This is a genomic window from Pseudomonas sp. MS15a(2019) (assembly GCF_013277805.1).
Lineage (GTDB): Bacteria > Pseudomonadota > Gammaproteobacteria > Pseudomonadales > Pseudomonadaceae > Chryseomonas > Chryseomonas benzopyrenica.
This window is the reverse complement of the sequence record NZ_VBTN01000005.1, coordinates 217,798-235,334: the sequence shown is the minus strand read 5'-3', so window position 1 is coordinate 235,334 and position 17,537 is coordinate 217,798. Positions and strand designations below refer to the sequence as shown.

Below are 17,537 nucleotides of genomic sequence, written 5' to 3'. Positions count from 1 at the left end.
TAGGCACCGCCCGACGCCGCCATGTTGGGCTTCGACGGTGGAGCCGTCTCAACCCAACCTACAGGACCAAACCTCTGCCGCCCTGCCCCCTCTCCCTCGGGGAGAGGGTTGGGGTGAGGGAAAGGCACCGCCCAAGGTCACCGTCACCTTCGTAGGTTGGGTTGAGCGCAGCGAAGCCCAACAGCCTCAGGCCGGCAGCGGCTCCAAAAGGGGCACCGCGCCCTCCTCCACTTGCCACCAGGTCGGCAGCAACGCCCGGACCTCGGGCTGAGTGAATCTGTCGTCGATGAGGTAGAGGCAGCCGCGGTCCTGCACGGTACGGATCACCCGGCCGGCGGCCTGGATGACCTTCTGTAGCCCTGGATAGAGATAGGCGTAGCGATAGCCATCACCGAAACGCCGCTGCAGGCGCTGGCGCAGCTGTTCGTTGACCGGATTGAGCTGGGGCAGGCCCAGGGTGGCGACGAAGGCGCCGATCAGGCGGTCGCCGGGCAGGTCGATGCCCTCGCCAAAGCTGCCGCCAAGCACGGCGAAACCGATACCACGACCGTCGGCCTGGAAACGGTCGAGAAAGGCCTGGCGCGCGGCTTCGTCCATGCCGCGCGATTGGCGCCACTGGGGGACGTCAGGTGCCAATTCGGCCAGGGCCTCGGCCACCTGGTCGAGGTAGTCGAAGCTGCTGAAAAAGGCCAGGTAGTTGCCCGGTCGCTGGCGATAGCGGCTGGCGATCAGGGCGGCGATGGGTGCGCGAGAGGCGGCGCGGTCGGCGTAGCGGGTGGAGAGCCGCACCAGGCGCACCTCCAGCTGCTCGGCGGCGAAGGGCGAAGCGACATCGACCCAGGCACTGCCAACCGGGATCCCGAGCAGGTCGCGGTGAAAATGCTGGGGAATCAGGGTGGCGGAGAACAGGGTACAGCTGTGCGCCGCCGCCAGCCGCGGACCGACGAAGGGCGCCGGCACCAGGTTGCGCAGATTGAGTTGCGACTGTGCCTTGCCGCGGCCCTTGAGCAGGGTGACGTCGAACAGCGAGTGATCACCAAAGGTCTCGCCCAGGCGCATGAACTGCAGCAGGTCGAAGAACAGCGTCTGCAACTCCGGCGCCGGGGGCTGGCCGGATTCGCCGAAATGCTCGGTGAGCAGACCCACCACCCGTTGCAGGGCGGTGAGGAAGGCGGCGGGCAATTCCGGCTGCATCTGGTAGTCGACCTGCTGCTCCTTGTGCAGGCGGTTCCATTCGCGATTGAGCGCCTGCAGGCCCTTGGCGATGGCCGGTGGTGCCACGCTCTTGCCGGCGGCCAGGCGGCGCTGGTCGAGACTGGCGCTGTACATGCCGCGGGCGCGGTCGAGCAGGTTGTGGGCCTCGTCCACCAGCACCCCTACCCGCCACTCCTGGGTCTGGGCCAGGGCATGGAGCATGGCGCTGCCGTCGAAATAGTAGTTGTAGTCGCCCACCACCACGTCGCTCCAGCGCGCCAGTTCCTGGGCCAGGTAGTAGGGGCAGACCTCATGGGCCAGGGCGGTCTCCCGCACCCGCGCCCGGGTCAACTGCGTGGGTTCGGCCAGGGCGGCGGCGCGGGCGGCCGGCAGTCGGTCGTAGAAGCCTCGTGCCAGCGGACAGGACTCGCCATGGCAGGCCAGTTCCGGGTGCTCGCAAGCCTTGTCCCGCGCCACCAGTTCCAGCACCCGCACCGGCGCGTCCAGGGTATCGAGACCGTGCAGGGCCAGGGCGCGGCCAGGGGTCTTGGCGGCCAGGAAGAACAGCCGGTCCAGGTTCTGCCGCGGCATGGCCTTAAGTAGCGGGAACAGGGTGCCCACCGTCTTGCCGATGCCGGTGGGCGCCTGGGCCAGCAGGCAACAGCCGACGCTGGCGGCCTTGTAGACGGCTTCCGCCAGCGGCCGCTGGCCGTGGCGGAAGTCGGCATGGGGAAAGGCCAGGGTCGCCAGCGCCTCATCGCGCGCGGCGCGATGGGCCAGCTCCTGGCGCGCCCAGGCGAGAAAGCGCGAGCACTGCAAGGCGAAGTGCTCAGCCAGATCGGCCGCCGTCCAGGCTTCGGTAAAGACGGTCTCGGCGCCACTGCCGATGTCGAAATAGACCAGCGCCAGGGTCAGCCCCGGCAGCTCGCGGGCCTGGCAGAGCAGATGGCCATAGACCTTGGCCTGGGCCCAGTGCAGGTGACGGTGGTTGCCCGGCTGGCGGTCCAGGCTGCCCCTGTGGGTCTTGATCTCTTCCAGGCGATTGGCAGCGGCATCGAAGCCATCGGCGCGACCACGCACCTGCAGGTCCTCGAAGTCGCCCTGCAGGCTGACCTCGCGCTCATAGCCGGGACCGCGCCGCGCCGCCACCCGCTGGTGGCCTTCGATACCTTCCAGGGCGGTGGGCGACGGGGTGAACCTGAGATCCAGGTCGCCGGCCTTGGCGGTGAATTCGCAGAGGGCGCGAACGGCGATGCGATAGCTCATGCGGAGGTCGCGGCCACCTGCCACTGCACGTGGCAGACGCTGACCGGGATGTCGTGGGCGGCGAAGAAGTCCAGCCAGCGGCGCTGGTTGTCCTGCAGGCGGTCGCCCGGGCCCTTGACCTCGATCATCCGGTAGCGGCCTTCCGCCGGCCAGAACTGGATCAGGTCGGGCAAGCCGGTGCGGTTGTTTTCCGGATCCTCCAGCAGTCGCTCGAAGCACAGCCGCAGGTGACGCGCCGGCAGGCAGGCCAGGGCCTGGTCGAGCAAGTCGCTGCCGAGGATGCCCCAGGCGACGAAGGGCGAGGCCAGGCCGCGCTTGGCGGCGAAACGCTCGCGGATCACCGCCGCGTAGGAGCCATCGTCCAGCCGCGCCAGGCAGGCGGCGAAGGCCTCGGCGCGGCGTTCGCGGAAGCCCGGCAGACGCAGGTCGGCCGGCTCGCGCTGATAGGGGTGGAAGAAGGCGCCGGGGATAGCCAGGAAAATGGCGTCCCAGCACAGCAGGCCGAAGAGGCTGGTAAGCAGAGTGTTTTCCACATAGTGCACCGGTGCCTCGTCGCGGCCCAGGTGCTCGCGCACCAGCCACTCGACCCGGCGCAGGCCGTCGTTGACCAGTTCGAAATCGAGGCGCTCCACCGGGCTGGCGGGGCGGCGTTTGTTGGGCGGGCCACCCTGCTTGCGCACCAGCCGCGGCAGGATACGCGCCACCTGCTGGCGCTCGGCGTCATGGGCCGGTGCGGCGGCGATGGCTTCCGCCAGCGCCTGGGCGGCGGGCCAGTCCTCCAGGCGTTCGAGCATGCGCAAAGCGCGAATACGCGACTCGGGATGCGCCGAGGCGGCATAGAGCGCCTGCGCCTGGGCCAGTTCGCCGAGGCGCTCGTGGTGCTGGGCCAGTTCGTGGAGCAGCTTGCCCCGACGCAATTCCAGCCAGGTGTTGGCAAAGCGCTCGGCGGGCAGCAGTGGCAGCAGTTCGGCGGCTGGCAGGCCATCGCGCAGCGCCTGGCGACAGCGCTGGATGTGCAGATAGGCGTCCACTTCATGGCGCTGGCCAAAGGCGCGAGATTCGGCACTGAAGGCCACCGTCTCGTACTGGAAGATGCCCAGATCGGCCAGCACGAAGTCGGTCCAGTCCTGGTGCAGATTGCCAAAGAACAGCAGGCGCAGGCGGTCGCAGAGATCCATCAGCGTCAGACGCCAGACGCCCTCTTCCACCAGCTCCGGCACCGTGCCGGCCCAGCCGCTAAAGGCCAGGGGCGTGGCCTGTTCGGCTTCCAGGCGGGCCAGCCAGTCTTCCTTGCGGCCAGCCTTGGGCAGGCGGGCGCCGAAACAGCCGAGCAGTTCTTCCTTGCGCAGCAGGGAGAAGAGTTCGATCAGGTGCAATTCGGGATCGGAAAGCAGCCAGCCAAGGTCCACCAGCGGCAAGGCGGCGGCACGCGGGCAGCCGATCTCGCTGTAGACCAGCTTGCTGGCACGGAACACCTCGCCCTTGCGCATCACCAGGCGCACCAGCAATGCCCGCGAGGGCTGTGGCAAGTCGGCGAAGGCCGCGATGAAACCCTGCTCGTGGTCGTCGAGCAAATCGGGATAGCGCAGGGCAACCCAGTCCAGTACCCGCTGGAAGTTGTGCAGATAGTAGAGGGGATCTTCGAGCGGAGCGTTCATGACGACACGGGCAATAGGCAAGCGGCTGGCTATTTATCCAGCCCCGACCGGAGCGGGCAACCCTGAAGCGATGCGCGGTCGTTCGCCCGGGCGGTCGTGCGATTTCCAGGTTGAAGAAGCCGACCAGTAGTCATACGATGACTGACAAAGACCGCCGTCATAATTACAAGTCCAGGAGTCTGAGCGTGAAGATCAAACGCATCAAAGTCACCCCCATCGCCTTTCGCGATGCGCCGCTGCTCAATGCCAGCGGCATCCACGAACCCTATGCGCTGAGATCCATCATCGAGGTGGAAGGCGACAACGGCCACATCGGCCTCGGCGAAAGCTACGGCGACGCCCCGGTGCTGGCAGTGCTCAAGGCCATGGAAAGCAGTCTGGTCGGCCTCTCCGCCTGGGATCTCAATGGCCTGCGCGCGCGGGTGGTGGAGACCGTCGCCAGTCTCGCCGGCGGCGTGGTGGCCGGTGCGGAGCTGGCGCCCGGCTCCCATCCGAGCAAGCAGGTGGCCAATGCCTATTCCGCCTTCGAGGTGGCCTTCCTCGATCTGCAGGCACGCTCCCTGGGCATTCCGCTGGTGGAGCTGCTCGGTGGCGCGGTGCGCCGCGAAGTCCCCTTCAGCGCCTACCTGTTCCTCAAGTACGCCGAGCACATCGACGCCCCCTACCCGCCCGATCGCTGGGGCGAGGCCATCAGCCCCGAGCAGGTGGTGGCCCAGGCCGCGCGGATGATCGAGGAGAACGGCTTCCAGAGCATCAAGCTCAAGGCCGGCACCCTGCTTGGCCCGGATCACGAGGCCGCCTGCATCAAGGCGCTGCGCCAGGCCTTTCCCCAAGCACCGCTGCGCATCGACCCCAACGGCAACTGGTCGCTGGAAACGTCCCTGCGCATCGCCGAGGTCCTGGCGGGCGACCTCCAGTACTACGAGGACCCGACCCCCGGCCTCGACGGCATGGCCGAACTGCATCGGCGCACCGGCATTCCCCTGGCCACCAACATGGTGGTCACCGACTTCGACGAATTCCGCCGCAGCGTGGCCCAGAACAGCGTGCAGATCGTGCTTGCCGACCACCACTACTGGGGCGGCCTGCGGGATACCCAGATCCTCGCGCGGATGTGCGACACCTTCGGCCTGGGCGTCTCCATGCACTCCAACTCGCACCTGGGCATCAGCCTCATGGCCATGACCCATGTGGCCGCCGCCGTGCCCAATCTCGCCTATGCCTGCGACACCCACTACCCGTGGCAGGAAGAGGACGAGGAAGTCATCCAGGGCGGCAAGCTGCCGATCCGCAACGGCTGCGTGGCGATCACCGACGCCCCCGGCCTGGGTGTAGAGCTGGATCAGGAGCAACTGGCCAAGCTGCATGAGCAGTTCCTCGCCATCGACATCCGCAGCCGCGACGACGTGCGCCAGATGCGCAAGTACCAGCCGGACTGGGAGACGCGCAAGCCGCGCTTCTGACGCCTCCAGCAGCCCACCCGAGCCCGGACGACCGGCCCCGCGCCGGCCGTCGACGGCTCCGCCTCCCGCCCCTTCGCTGTGTACAATCGGCGGCGCACGACAGTGCCCAAGAACAACGAAAAAATACGCACAGGGAATCGGGGGAAGATGTTGAACGCACCACGCCTCACCGCACTCATGCTCGGCCTGGGACTGGCCATCGGCGCCACTCTCGCCTCGGCGCAAGACGCCGATCCGGCGCGCGCCTACGTCGACGCCCTGCTGGCGAAGATGACCCTGGAGGAAAAGATCGGCCAGCTCAATCTGGTGAGCGTCGGGCCGGACTATCCCAAGGAAGCCATCATGGCGGACATCCGCGCCGGTAAGGTGGGCGCCATGTTCAACACCGTGACCCGTCCCGACATCCGCCAGATGCAGGACCAGGTCGTACACAGCCGGTTGAAGATCCCGCTGTTCTACGCCTATGACGTCATCCATGGCATGCGCACCATCTTCCCCATCAACCTGGGCCTGGCCAGCACCTGGAATCTCGACGCCATCGCCACCAGCGGACGCATCTCCGCCATCGAGGCGGCCGCCGACGGCCTCGACCTGACCTTCTCCCCCACCGTCGACGTCACCCGCGAACCGCGCTGGGGCCGTGCCTCCGAGACCTTCGGCGAGGACACCTGGCTGACCTCGCGCATCGGCGCCACCCTGGTGCACGCCTACCAAGGCGACGACCTGCGCGCCCCCGACAGCCTCATGGCCAGCATCAAGCACTTCGGCGGATATGGCGCCGTGGAAGCCGGGCGCGACTACAGCAACGTCGACATGAGTCCGCAGCGGCTCATGCAGGACTACCTGCCGCCCTATCGCGCCGCCGCCGAGGCCGGAGCCGGCGCGGTGATGGTGGCCCTGAACAGCATCAACGGCGTTCCGGCCACGGCCAATCGCTGGCTGCTGCAGGACCTGCTGCGCAAGGACTGGAACTACAAGGGCCTGTTGATCAGCGACCACGGCGCCATCAACGAACTGGTGCTGCACGGGGTGGCCAAGGACACCCGCGACGCCGCCGAGCAGGCGCTCAAGGCCGGTGTCGAGCTGAACATGCACGACGACGTTTATGGCAAGCAGCTGCCCGCTCTGCTGGCGGCCGGCAAGGTGACCCAGGCCGAGATCGACCAGGCCGTGCGCGACATGCTCCTTACCAAGTACCGCCTGGGCCTGTTCGACGATCCCTATCGTCGCCTGCAGGGCCAGGATCCGGTCGACACCAACGCCGAATCGCGCCTGCACCGCGTCGAGGCGCGCCAGGTGGCCCGCGAGAGCCTGGTGCTGCTGAAGAACGAAAAGGCCGTGCTGCCGCTGCGCAAGGGCGCCACCCTGGCGGTGGTCGGTCCGCTGGCCGACAGCCCGCGCGACGTCATGGGCAACTGGTCCGCCGCCGGCGTGGCCGCCCAGGCCATCTCCATCCGCCGCGGCCTGGAAAACGCCGTGGCCGGCCAGGGCAAGGTGCTCTATGCCAAGGGCGCCAACCTGCTGGACGACCGCGATGTGCTGGCCTACCTCAACTCCTATGAACCCGCGGTCGCGGTGGATCCGCGCAGTGCCGGCGAGATGATCGCCGAAGCCGTGGCCGCGGCACGCCAGGCCGAGGTGGTGGTGGCCGTGGTCGGTAAGTCCCAGGGCATGGCCCACGAGGCCTCCAGCCGCGCCCGCATCAGCGTGCCCGACACCCAGCGTGAGCTGATCAAGGCGCTCAAGGCCACCGGCAAGCCGCTGGTGCTGGTGCTGATGAACGGCCGCCCGCTGGCGCTGGAATGGGAACAGGAGCAGGCCAACGCCCTGCTGGAAGCCTGGTTCCCCGGCACCGAGGGCGGCAACGCCGTGGCCGATGTGCTGTTCGGCGACCACAACCCGTCCGGCAAGCTGACCATGACCTTTCCCCGCGAAGTGGGCCAGGTGCCGCTGTACTACAACCACCTGAGCAGCGGCCGGCCCTTCGACGCGGCCAAGCCGAACAAGTACACCTCGCGCTACTTCGACATCGTCAACGGTCCGCTCTACCCCTTCGGCTACGGCCTGAGCTACACCACCTTCGACGTCTCGGCGCCGCAGCTGTCCAGCGCCACCCTGAAGCAGGGCGACACCCTGACCGCCAGGGTCACGGTCAAGAACACCGGCGACCGCGTCGGCGCCACCGTGGTGCAGCTCTATCTGCACGACGTGACCGCCTCCCTGGCGCGACCGGTCAAGGAGCTCAAGGGCTTCCAGAAGGTGATGCTGCAACCGGGCGAGAGCCGCGAGCTGGACTTCCCCATCACCGAGGCGGACCTGCGCTTCTACAACAATGACCTCAAGCTGGTCTCGGAACCGGGCGAATTCAAGGTGATGGTCGGCCTGGATTCGGAACGGGTGCGTGAGGGGAGTTTCACGCTGCTGTAAGGACCGCTTTCCTCCCTCTCCCCCTGGAGAGGGTTGGGGTGAGGGCGAGCGCCTTGAATCTAGCCTGTTGGGCTTCGCTAACGCTCAGCCCAACCGGGCACGAAGCCAAGGCTGCGAGGTGTCGGGCTTGGCTACGTTCAACCTCAGCTACGAAGCGCTATCTACACCGACTGGTCATCGAGCACCACGCCGAGCTCAACCGCGTAGCCGGCCCCGAAGCGGATCTCCGCTATAGCGTTGATTAGCGACATGAATAATGATTTCCACACGCCTTCGGAGTCCCGGTGAATGCGCTCAGCCTGACCCTCGCCGCTGCCCAATCCGCGTCAGTCGCCGGCGATCTCGCCGCCAATCTGCGCACCCATCTGGCGTTCGTCGCCGCGGCCGCAGCGGCTGGGGCGGATCTCCTGCTGTTTCCCGAGTTATCTCTGACGGGCTATGAACCGGCGCTGGCGACGGGTTTGGCGCTGGAACCCGACGATACGCAGCTGCTGCCGCTGCGCGAAGCCTGCAGCAAGGCCGGGCTCACGGCCGTGGTCGGGGCGCCGGTCCAGGGTGCGGCAGGATTGCAGATAGGCGCCTTGATCCTGGGCGCGGACGGTGGCTGTTGCGTCCATACCAAGCAATACCTGCATCCGGGCGAGGCACCGCCCTTCGTGCCCGGCAACGGCGGGGAGTTGCTGGCGGTGCAGGGCCTGCAAGCCGCCCTGGCCATCTGCGCCGACAGTAACCATCCGGCCCATGCCGATGCCGCCCGCGCCCGGGGCGCCGATCTCTATCTGGCCTCGGCGGTGATCGGCCCGACCGGTTATTCCACCGACAGCGCCCTCTTGGCCGGCCATGCCCGACGGCTGGGCATGCCGGTGCTCATGGCCAATCATGGCGCACCCACCGGTGGCTATGCCTGCGTGGGCCGCAGTGCCTTCTGGCAGGCCGACGGCCAGTGCCTGATCGCAGCGCCGGGAGACGGCGCCTGCCTGGTGCTCGTGCGGCGGGTAGCGGACGACTGGCAGGGTGAAGTCTGCGCCTTACCGGCCTGATCCGTGCAGGAAGATCCGCTGACTGCAAAGCGGCTGGCGGGTCACGTTGCGACCCTGGTAGCGATTTGATATCTCGCCCCTTCCTGCGACTAAAGGTCACACATCAGACGCCGATAAGGCTCTGACATCCTTTTTCAGAACGGCGCCAAGGATGCCTTTCGCAGCGTGAACGACGCTGTAACCGCAGGAGCGACATCATGGCCTTGAACACCATTCGGACCCGCTACACCCTGATCTTCCTGGGCTTCATCGGCGCGACCCTCGCGGCCACCATCATCGGCATCCGCCTCTGGGTGACCCCGGACCTGGTCGCCGCCGGCGAGTCCGCCGTGCTCACCCGGGTCAACGAGGTGGGTACCCGCATCTATCGCGAACTCAATCAGATCCAGGCGCAGCAGCGCTCCATCACCCAGACGATACCGCTGCTGGACAGCGCCGCCATCGACCGGGTACTGCCTGGCCTGGTGGACCAGTATGGCGATGCCAAGGTGTTCGGCGGCGGCATCTGGCCGCTGCCCAACCAGCGCGAACAGGACCGTGACAAGTTCAGCACCTTCTATCACCGCGATGCCAGCGGCAAGCTGATCGTCAACACCCACTGGAATTCGCCCGAGTCGCTCAACTACTGGGAGCAGCCCTGGTTCCAGGCCGGCCTCAAGGGCCCCGCCGGCCAGTGCGTCTGGGCCGCCGCCTACAAGGACGCCGCCAGCGCCGAGCCGCGCACCAACTGCGCCATGGCCATCCAGCGCGACGGCAAGGCCTTTGGCGTCTCGACCGTCGACCTGACCCTGGGCTTCTTCAACCCGCTAGTGGAGCAGCTGCGCAAGGAACTCGACGACACCGACATGATGATCGTCGAAGCCGATGGCAAGATCCTCAGCAACCTCAGCGAACTCGGCGATTCGCAGATCCTGAACAACGTCTCGGCCTATGCCGCCCGTTCGCCCTTCGTCGCCGCCATCCAGCAGAACCTCGGCAAGCTCAAGGGTGAGGCGGTGGTGCGCGACACCTATGTCGACGAACACGGCACGCCTCACACCTTCTTCCTGCGCCCGCTGGCCGGCACGCCCTGGCTGCTGGCCACGGCGCTGCCCACCTCGCTCATCGCGGCGACCAACACCGGCATCCTCAAGACCCTGGCGGCGATCCAGTTGCCGCTGGTCCTGCTGCTGGTGGGCATCATGGTGCTGGCGCTCGGCAAGCTGATGGGGCGCCTGGGCCTGCTGCAACGCAACATCGAATCCCTGTCCGCCGGTGATGCCGACCTGACCCGACGCATTCCGGTGCACGGCAAGGATGAAGTGGATGCGGTGGCAGGCGCGGTCAACGGCTTCATCGGTTATCTGCAGCGGCTGATCGGCGAGGTGGGCGACGCCACCGACCGCATCGACACCGGCCTCAAGCAACTCCATGGCCAGGCCCAGCAGAACGGCGCCATCCTGGCCCGGCATGCCAGCGAGACCGACCAGGCGGTGACCGCCATCACCGAGATGAGCGCCACCTCAGATTCCGTGGCACGTAGCGCCAGCGACACCGCCACCCTCACCCAGGCCGCCAATGGCCAGGCCGAGCGTTCCCGCGCGGTGGTCCAGCAGGCCTCGGCCAGCGTCCTGGCTCTGGTGGATCAGGTGGAAGACGCCACCCTCAAGGTGCAGGCCATGCAGAGCGATGCCCAGCGCATCAACGATGTGCTCGGGGTGATCGGCGAGATCGCCGGCCAGACCAACCTGCTGGCGCTCAACGCTGCCATCGAGGCAGCCCGGGCCGGTGAGCAGGGTCGGGGCTTCGCGGTGGTGGCCGACGAGGTGCGCGCCTTGGCTGGCCGTACCCAGCAGAGTACCGCCGAGATCAACGAGATGCTAGGGCGGCTGCAGCAGGGCGTGAGCTCCGCCGTGGCGGCCATGGAAGTGACCAAGAGCAGCTGCCAGAGCACCGCCGAAAAGACCCGCGAAGTCACCGCTGGCCTGGACGAGATGAACGGCTCGGTGGTGCGTATCAGCGACCTGTCGACCCAGATCGCCGCGGCGGCCGAAGAGCAGAGCGTGGTGGCCGGCGAGATCAACCAGAACATGGTCGCCGTGCGCCACATGGTCGACGACCTGGTCACCAGCGGTCAGCGCACCGCCGAGAGCACCGCGGCGGTGCAGTCGTCCAACGAGCAGTTGATCGCCGTGGTCCGGCGTTTCCGGGTGAAATAGAAAAAGACCGCTGCCGGGTCGGCAGCGGTCTTCGGGTATCGGCGGACCGGGCGCAAGGCCCGGTTCGCGTTTCAGCCCACCAGATGCAGGAAGTGCATGTGGCGTTCGTACTGGTCGAGGATGTCGCCGATGACGTCCTCGCGCGACCAGCCCATGACGTCATGGTCCTGACCGCCCTCGCGCAGATAGACCTGGGCGCGGAAGTACTTGCGCTCCTCCCCCGGCTCGCTGCCCATGACGAAACTGGGCATGGCATAGGCATGGGGTCTTACCTGGTAGACGAACTCGGGCTGCTCGGCCGGACCGACGTACAGCCGCACCCCACCATCGTCACGGTCTTCCACACCGCAGACGTAGCCCTGCTTGCGCCATTCCTCGGCCACCGCCAGACAGGCCGGCTTGGCGACCTCGCCGATGAAGCGCACCACGTGGCTGCGCCGGGGAAACATCGCCAGGCCGCGCAGGCGCCGCTGCCAGCCGCCCGGCGTGCGGGTGGTGGGCGGAGTGAGACTCAGCGACTGATGGCGCAGGCCACGCTTGGTGGCGTCCAGCTTGAGGGCCTTGAGCAGGCCGTGCATGCTGAACAGCAGGGCGATGGTGAACGGCAGCGCACTGGCGATGGTGGCGGTCTGCAAGGCTTTCAGGCCATCGGCCAGCAGCAACGCGATGGCCACCAGGCCCATGCTGGCGCCCCAGAACACCCGCTGCCAGACCGGCGTCTGGTCCTGGCCACCGGAAGCCAGCATGTCCACCACCATGGCGCCGGAATCGGCCGAGGTGACGAAGAACACCACCACCATGACGATGGCCACCATGGAAATCACGCTGGCGAAGGGGAAGTGTTCGAGAAAGGCGAACAGCGCCAGGGAGCTGTCCTGGGATACCGCGGTGGCCAGATCGGTGATGCCTTCGGTGAGGATCATGTGGATCGCCGTGTTGCCGAACACCGTCATCCACAGCAGGGTGAAACCGGCCGGCACCAGCAGCACGCCGGAGACGAATTCGCGGATGGTCCGCCCGCGCGAGATGCGGGCGATGAACAGCCCGACGAAGGGCGACCAGGCCAGCCACCAGCCCCAGTAGAACAGCGTCCAGCCACCGATCCAGTCGGTGGGTCGATAGGCGTTGAGATTGAGGGTGCGGCTGACGATCTCGCTGAGGTAGCCACCGGTGTTCTCGACGAAGGTCTGCAGGATCAGCACCGTGGGGCCGAGGATGATCACGGTGAGCATCAACAGCACCGCCAGGCCCAGGTTGAGTTCCGACAGGCGCCGTACGCCCTTGTCCAGGCCGGAGACCACCGACAGGGTGGCCAGCGCCGTGGTGATCACGATCAGACCGATCTGCACCGGGGTGGACACCGGTACGCCGAACAGCACGTTCAGGCCGGTGTTGATCTGCGACACGCCAAAGCCCAGGGAGGTGGCGACGCCCAGCACGGTGCCGATGATGGCGAAGATGTCCACGGCGTGGCCGATAGGTCCGTAGATGCGCTCGCCGATCAGGGGATAGAGCGCCGATCTCAGGGTCAGCGGCAGGCCGTGACGGTAGCTGAAGTAGGCCAGGATCAGGGCGACGATGGCGTAGATCGACCAGGCGTGGAGCCCCCAATGGAAGAAGGTGATGCGCATGGCCTGGCGGGCGGCGTCCACCGTCTGGCCATCGGCATAGGGCGGATTGAGAAAGTGCATCACCGGCTCGGCGACACCGAAGAACATCAGGCCGATACCCATGCCGGCGGAAAACAGCATGGCGAACCAGGTGGTGTTGGCGTAGTCCGGTTCGCTGTGGTCCGGGCCGAGCTTGATGTCGCCATAGCGACTCATGCCGAGAAACACCACGGTGCCGAGGATGATGGCCACGGCGAGGATGTAGAACCAGCTGAGGTTGGTGATGATCCAGCCCTGGATGGCGGCGAACAGCCATTGGGCATTGGCCTGGAACAGACTGGCATAGAGCACCAGCACCAGTAGCAGCAGCGTCGAGGTCCAGAAGACCGGAGGACTGAAGGTGGGACGAGCGGCAGATTCTCCCTGGCCGGTCATAGAGGGCTCCTGTTTATGAAGTGCGCACAGGTTGACTGTCCTCGGCCCTGATCGTTTCGCTGGCGGCGCCCATTGAACAGTGCATGCCGCTGAACAAGACCGTCGTGATCGTTGCGGCGCTAATGGCCGGGTGCACTATCCGTAGCAGACGCGACGGGCGGTCTGGCCAGTTCACGAAACCAGCGGGCTGGAGCCATTCCGAAGGCCTGACGGAAATGTTTCGTCATGTGACTCTGGTCGTAGAAACCCGCCGCCACGGCGGCCTCGGCCAGCCCTCGACCCAGACGTACCTGCAGCCGTACCCGATCGAGGCGGCGCAGGGTCAGGTAGCGATGGGGACTGGTGCCGAAGTAGGCGCGGAAATCCCGCGTCAGACTCCAGCGATCTCGGCCAGCGCAGCGGGCCAGATCATCCAGGGAGACGGCCTGGTCGAAATGGTCCTCCAGGTATTCACGCGCCCGCAGCGCGGCGGCGAAATCCACCCGCCCGCGACTGGGCCAGGTCTGGCAGACCTCGGCGAGAGTGGCGACCAGGCCATAGAGGGCATCGTCGCGCCCCAGGGCATCGGCATGCTCGTCAAGGGTGGCGAACACCGCATCGGTGGCCCGCGCCAGCCGTGGATCCAGGGAAACGCCCTCGCGGTGGAAGGGCAAGGGCCGTCCGCCGAGGATGTCCTGCACCAGGGCCGGCGGTACATAGAGCATCCGATAGCGAAAGCCGCAGGCGGCACCGGCGCGGCCATCGTGGACCTCGTCCGAGTGAAAGACCATGGTCTCGCCCGGCAGACTGCTGGCCTTGGCACCGCGATAGGAAAAGCTCTGCACCCCGGCCAGGGTACGCCCGATGGCATAGGTCGCATGGCGATGGGGATCGAAGGCATGACCGCTGAAAAAGGCCTCGATGGATTCCAGGCGGTCATCCAGCGGGGCATGCCGGACCCAGTCGCGGGGCGAAGGCAGGGCGGATGTCGAAGTCATGGCCAACCTCCCGGGCGGCAATCAGCTGAGCAGGTCGCGGTAGGCATCGTGGAACAGCAGCAGGGCACAGCCTACCAGGCTCAACCCCAGCAGCCGATTCACCCAGCGCAGGCCCCGTCCGCGCAGCAGGGTGCGACCCAGCAGGCTGCCCAGCAGCGCATAGCAGGCCGGCGCCCCGCCAGCGGCGATGGCCAGCGGCAGCGAGCAGAGGGCGATCTTGGCGCCGGTCACCTGGGCCGCCGGAAACATCACCGTGGCGATGGGCAGCACGGCCAGCCAACCCTTGGGATTGAGTCCCTGCATCAGCAGTCCGCCCAGAAAGCTCAGCCGCGCATCCTGTGTCCCCTCGGCGTCGGTCGCGACCGTCGGCGTCGCCCTGGCGAGACGATAGCCCAGGTACAGGCTGTAGGCGCCGCCGGCCAGCGCCAGCCACGGCAGCACCCGGGCAGACACCAAGGCAGCACCGCCATAACCCAGGCCGAGAAACAGCAGCAGCATGGCGCAGCCAACGCCGAGATGGAAACCCAGGGCGCGCCGGGCCTGGCCCTGCAGACCGGCGTTCAGGCCCAGGGCGTTGACCGGGCCGGGGCTGTACATGACACTCAGGGCATAGAGGACGATTTCCAAGGGGCACCTGCCGGAGTTCTAGGGAGAGGCCCAGGCTAGCCAGCGCGCCCTGCCCTGGCTTGTACGTTTGTGGCTCGTCCGCCTTGAGGGTCATCGTACGACTTGGCAGAATCCCGCTTTCCCTCGCCTGTCGTGGAGATCTCCCTTGTCCAGCGATCGCAGCACCCTGCCCTGGCGGGGCCGTCCCGATGGCAAGCCGCCGACCCTCAAGGACGTGGCCCGCCTGGCCGGAGTCTCGCCGATCACCGTTTCGCGTACCCTCAACCAGCCGGAGATCGTCCGTCCGGCGCTGCGCGAAAAGGTCTTTCGCGCGGTACGCGAGAGCGGCTACCAGCCCGCCATGCTCACCGCTGGCAGCGCGCCCCAGGAGAGCCGGCTGATCGCCATCCTGGTACCCACCATCGTCAACTCCATCTTCGCCGACACCGTGCAGGCGCTCATGCAGACCCTGACCAGGGCCGGCCACCAGACCCTGCTGGGCCTGACCGACTATTCCGCCGAACGCGAAGAGCAGCTAGTGGCCGCCCTGCTGCGCCGCCGTCCCGACGCCATGGTGCTCACCGGCACCCTGCACACTGCTGCCAGCCGGCTGCGCCTGTCCCAGGCCGGCATTCCGCTGGTGGAGTGCTGGGACCAGGGCGAGCGACCGCTGGACATGCTGGTGGGCTTTTCCCATGAGGCGGTGGGCCAGGCCATCGCCCGACAGCTACTGACGCGCGGCTATCGCCACTTCGCCAGCCTGACCCTGGACGATCCCCGGGGGCGGCTGCGCCGCGATGCCTTTCGTGCCGAACTGGCCCGCCAGAGACTGGCCGCGCCAGCCGATGTCAGCCTACCACCGCCGGCCACCCCGGCACTGGGTCGCCAGGGCTTGGCCCGCCTGCTCGAGATCGGCGCCCGTCCCGAAGTGGTGGTCTGCAGCTCCGACACCCTCGCCCACGGGGTACTCGCCGAAGCCCATGCCCGCGGCTTGCGCGTACCGGCGGAGCTGGCCGTGATGGGCTTTGGCAACCTGGCCAGCGCCGCCCATCTGCTCCCAGCGCTGAGCACCGTCGATGTCCGCGGTGCCGAAATGGGTACCCATGCCGCCGCGGCCCTGCTCGCCCGCCTGGCGGGTGCGGAGGCCCCGCGAAAGCGGGATACCGGCTTCGAACTGGTCATGCGCGAGAGCACTCGCTGACGCTTGAATGATTGCGTAATCAGCTTAGCGTCCTCCTGCAGGTGCCGGCCTCGCCGCCGGCTTTGCCCGCTGAAAAGGACAATAACAATGCGCACTTCCCCTGAGCCGTCGCGGCGTACTCGCGTCCGCTATCTCGTCCTGGCGATGATCTTTCTGGTGACGGTATTCAACTACGTCGACCGCGCCACCCTCTCCATCGCCGCACCGGCCATGCGTCACGACCTCGGTTTCGACGCCGTGGCCATGGGGCTCGCCTTCTCGGCCTTCGGCTGGGCCTACACCGCCATGCAGATTCCCGGCGGCATCGTGCTCGATCGCTTCGGCTCCCGGCTGGTGCTGGGCGCCAGCCTGATCCTCTGGTCGGCGCTGACTTTCCTGCAGGGCTACGTCGGCCTCTTCTCCTCGGCCCTGCTGGCGCTGTTCGTGCTGCGCTTTCTCATGGGCGTGGCCGAGTCGCCGGCCTTTCCGGCCAACAACCGTCTCACGGTGATGTGGTTCCCGCGCCAGGAGCGTGGCCTGGCCACCGCCATCTTCCAGTCGGCGCAGTACTTCGCCCTGGCGGTGTTCACGCCACTGATGGTGATCCTGCTCAACCAGTTCGGGTGGGAGCACGTGTTCTTCTGGACCGGCGGCGCCGGCATCCTCATCGGCCTGCTGTGGTTCGCCACCGTGCAGGAGCCCCGGCACGACAGGCGTGTCAGCCAGAGCGAGCTGGACCATATCGAAGCCGGTGGCGGCCTGCCCGATCTGGGCGACACCCGGGCGCCCTTCAGCTGGCGCACCTTCAAGGCCATCAGCGGCAACCGCATGATGCTGGGCATCTACCTGGGGCAATTCTGCCTGACCACCATCACCTGGTTCTTTCTCACCTGGTTTCCCACCTACCTGGTCGAGGCCAAGGGGCTGACCATGCTCAAGGTCGGTCTGATCGCCGCCATCCCGCCGGTGGCCGGCTGCCTGGGCGGCGTTCTCGGCGGACTCTGGTCGGACGGCATGCTGCGCCGCGGCTACAGCCTGACCGCCGCGCGCAAGACGCCGATCATCGTCGGCCTGTTGCTCTCCAGCAGCATCGTGGTGGCCAACCACACCCAGTCCATCGCCCTGGTCACCCTGGTGATGTCCATCGCCTTCTTCGCCAAGGGCGTGGGCAACCTCGGCTGGTGCATCGTCGGCGATGTCTCGCCCAAGCGCGCCATGGGCGTGAGCGGCGCGCTCTTCAACTTCTGCGGCAACATCGCCAGCATCGTCACCCCACTGGCGATTGGCCTGATGATCAACCAGCTCGGCTCCTTCGACGTGGCCCTCACCTACGTCGCCGCCATGGGCCTGCTCGGCGCCTTCTCCTACCTGGTCATCGTCGGCCCGCTCAAGCGCCTGGACCTCGGCGAACTCAACGACGAGCCAGCCGCCACCGCCGACGCCCTGCCTGCCACCCGTCCCTGATCCCTCACCCCGGAGACTT

The 17,537-nt window shown here is 67.2% G+C and carries 11 protein-coding genes; 6 read left to right on the top strand and 5 right to left on the bottom strand.

Annotation, left to right across the window (positions count from 1 at the left end; genetic code table 11):
- Nucleotides 1–186: 186 nt before the first annotated feature.
- Nucleotides 187–2,460: an ATP-dependent DNA helicase gene (locus FEZ61_RS09845; RefSeq protein WP_173148468.1), complete on the bottom strand. Its 2,274-nt coding sequence runs from the start codon at nt 2,458–2,460 to the stop codon at nt 187–189.
- Entirely contained in the window at nt 2,457–4,118 is a 1,662-nt protein-coding gene (locus FEZ61_RS09840; RefSeq protein WP_173148466.1) for a VRR-NUC domain-containing protein, read from the bottom strand. Before FEZ61_RS09840 ends, FEZ61_RS09845 begins: the two co-directional genes overlap by 4 nt.
- Before the next feature lie 185 nt (nt 4,119–4,303).
- Between FEZ61_RS09840 and FEZ61_RS09835 the strand changes: the two genes are divergently transcribed.
- The 4 genes from FEZ61_RS09835 (at nt 4,304) to FEZ61_RS09820 (ending at nt 11,246) form a co-directional block, all read left to right on the top strand.
- Nucleotides 4,304–5,581: a glucarate dehydratase gene (locus tag FEZ61_RS09835; RefSeq protein WP_173148464.1), complete on the top strand. Its 1,278-nt coding sequence runs from the start codon at nt 4,304–4,306 to the stop codon at nt 5,579–5,581.
- A 147-nt stretch (nt 5,582–5,728) separates the two neighbouring features.
- Nucleotides 5,729–8,008, top strand: a complete 2,280-nt coding sequence (gene bglX / locus FEZ61_RS09830; RefSeq protein ID WP_173148462.1) for a beta-glucosidase BglX — start codon at nt 5,729–5,731, stop codon at nt 8,006–8,008.
- Between the two features lie 284 nt (nt 8,009–8,292).
- A complete protein-coding gene (locus tag FEZ61_RS09825) occupies nt 8,293–9,048 on the top strand; it encodes a carbon-nitrogen hydrolase family protein (protein WP_173148460.1) in 756 nt (251 codons plus the stop codon).
- Between the two features lie 194 nt (nt 9,049–9,242).
- Nucleotides 9,243–11,246 carry a methyl-accepting chemotaxis protein gene (locus FEZ61_RS09820; protein ID WP_173148515.1) on the top strand — a complete coding sequence of 668 codons (2,004 nt, stop codon included), beginning with the start codon at nt 9,243–9,245 and terminating at the stop codon, nt 11,244–11,246.
- Between the two features lie 71 nt (nt 11,247–11,317).
- Here the strand turns inward: FEZ61_RS09820 and betT are convergent, their stop codons facing one another.
- From betT to FEZ61_RS09805, 3 genes are all read right to left on the bottom strand, one after another.
- Nucleotides 11,318–13,291 (bottom strand): choline BCCT transporter BetT, encoded by a 1,974-nt coding sequence (gene betT / locus FEZ61_RS09815; RefSeq protein WP_064307322.1) that lies wholly within the window; start codon nt 13,289–13,291, stop codon nt 11,318–11,320.
- Nucleotides 13,292–13,410: 119 nt separating this feature from the next.
- On the bottom strand, nt 13,411–14,268 hold the full coding sequence (locus FEZ61_RS09810) for an AraC family transcriptional regulator (protein ID WP_173148458.1): 858 nt from the start codon (nt 14,266–14,268) through the stop codon (nt 13,411–13,413).
- Between the two features lie 21 nt (nt 14,269–14,289).
- The gene (locus tag FEZ61_RS09805) at nt 14,290–14,895 is read right to left on the bottom strand and encodes a LysE family transporter (protein WP_017642468.1); all 606 of its coding nucleotides are present in this window, start codon (nt 14,893–14,895) and stop codon (nt 14,290–14,292) included.
- 145 nt (nt 14,896–15,040) lie between these two features.
- On the opposite strand from FEZ61_RS09805, the gene FEZ61_RS09800 reads away from it, so the two are divergent.
- Both FEZ61_RS09800 and FEZ61_RS09795 read left to right on the top strand, forming a co-directional pair.
- Complete coding sequence (locus FEZ61_RS09800) at nt 15,041–16,075, top strand: LacI family DNA-binding transcriptional regulator (protein ID WP_173148456.1); 1,035 nt, start codon at nt 15,041–15,043, stop codon at nt 16,073–16,075.
- Between the two features lie 87 nt (nt 16,076–16,162).
- Nucleotides 16,163–17,518: an MFS transporter gene (locus FEZ61_RS09795; RefSeq protein WP_173148454.1), complete on the top strand. Its 1,356-nt coding sequence runs from the start codon at nt 16,163–16,165 to the stop codon at nt 17,516–17,518.
- Nucleotides 17,519–17,537 lie beyond the last annotated feature (19 nt).

What these genes read in the sequence shown, in the direction of transcription:
- bglX (WP_173148462.1), top strand. Translation starts at nt 5,729, where the DNA reads ATGTTGAACGCACCACGCCTCACCGCACTCATGCTCGGCCTGGGACTG.
- FEZ61_RS09845 (WP_173148468.1), bottom strand. Translation starts at nt 2,460, where the DNA reads ATGAGCTATCGCATCGCCGTTCGCGCCCTCTGCGAATTCACCGCCAAG.
- FEZ61_RS09840 (WP_173148466.1), bottom strand. Translation starts at nt 4,118, where the DNA reads ATGAACGCTCCGCTCGAAGATCCCCTCTACTATCTGCACAACTTCCAG.
- betT (WP_064307322.1), bottom strand. Translation starts at nt 13,291, where the DNA reads ATGACCGGCCAGGGAGAATCTGCCGCTCGTCCCACCTTCAGTCCTCCG.
- FEZ61_RS09795 (WP_173148454.1), top strand. Translation starts at nt 16,163, where the DNA reads ATGCGCACTTCCCCTGAGCCGTCGCGGCGTACTCGCGTCCGCTATCTC.
- FEZ61_RS09810 (WP_173148458.1), bottom strand. Translation starts at nt 14,268, where the DNA reads ATGACTTCGACATCCGCCCTGCCTTCGCCCCGCGACTGGGTCCGGCAT.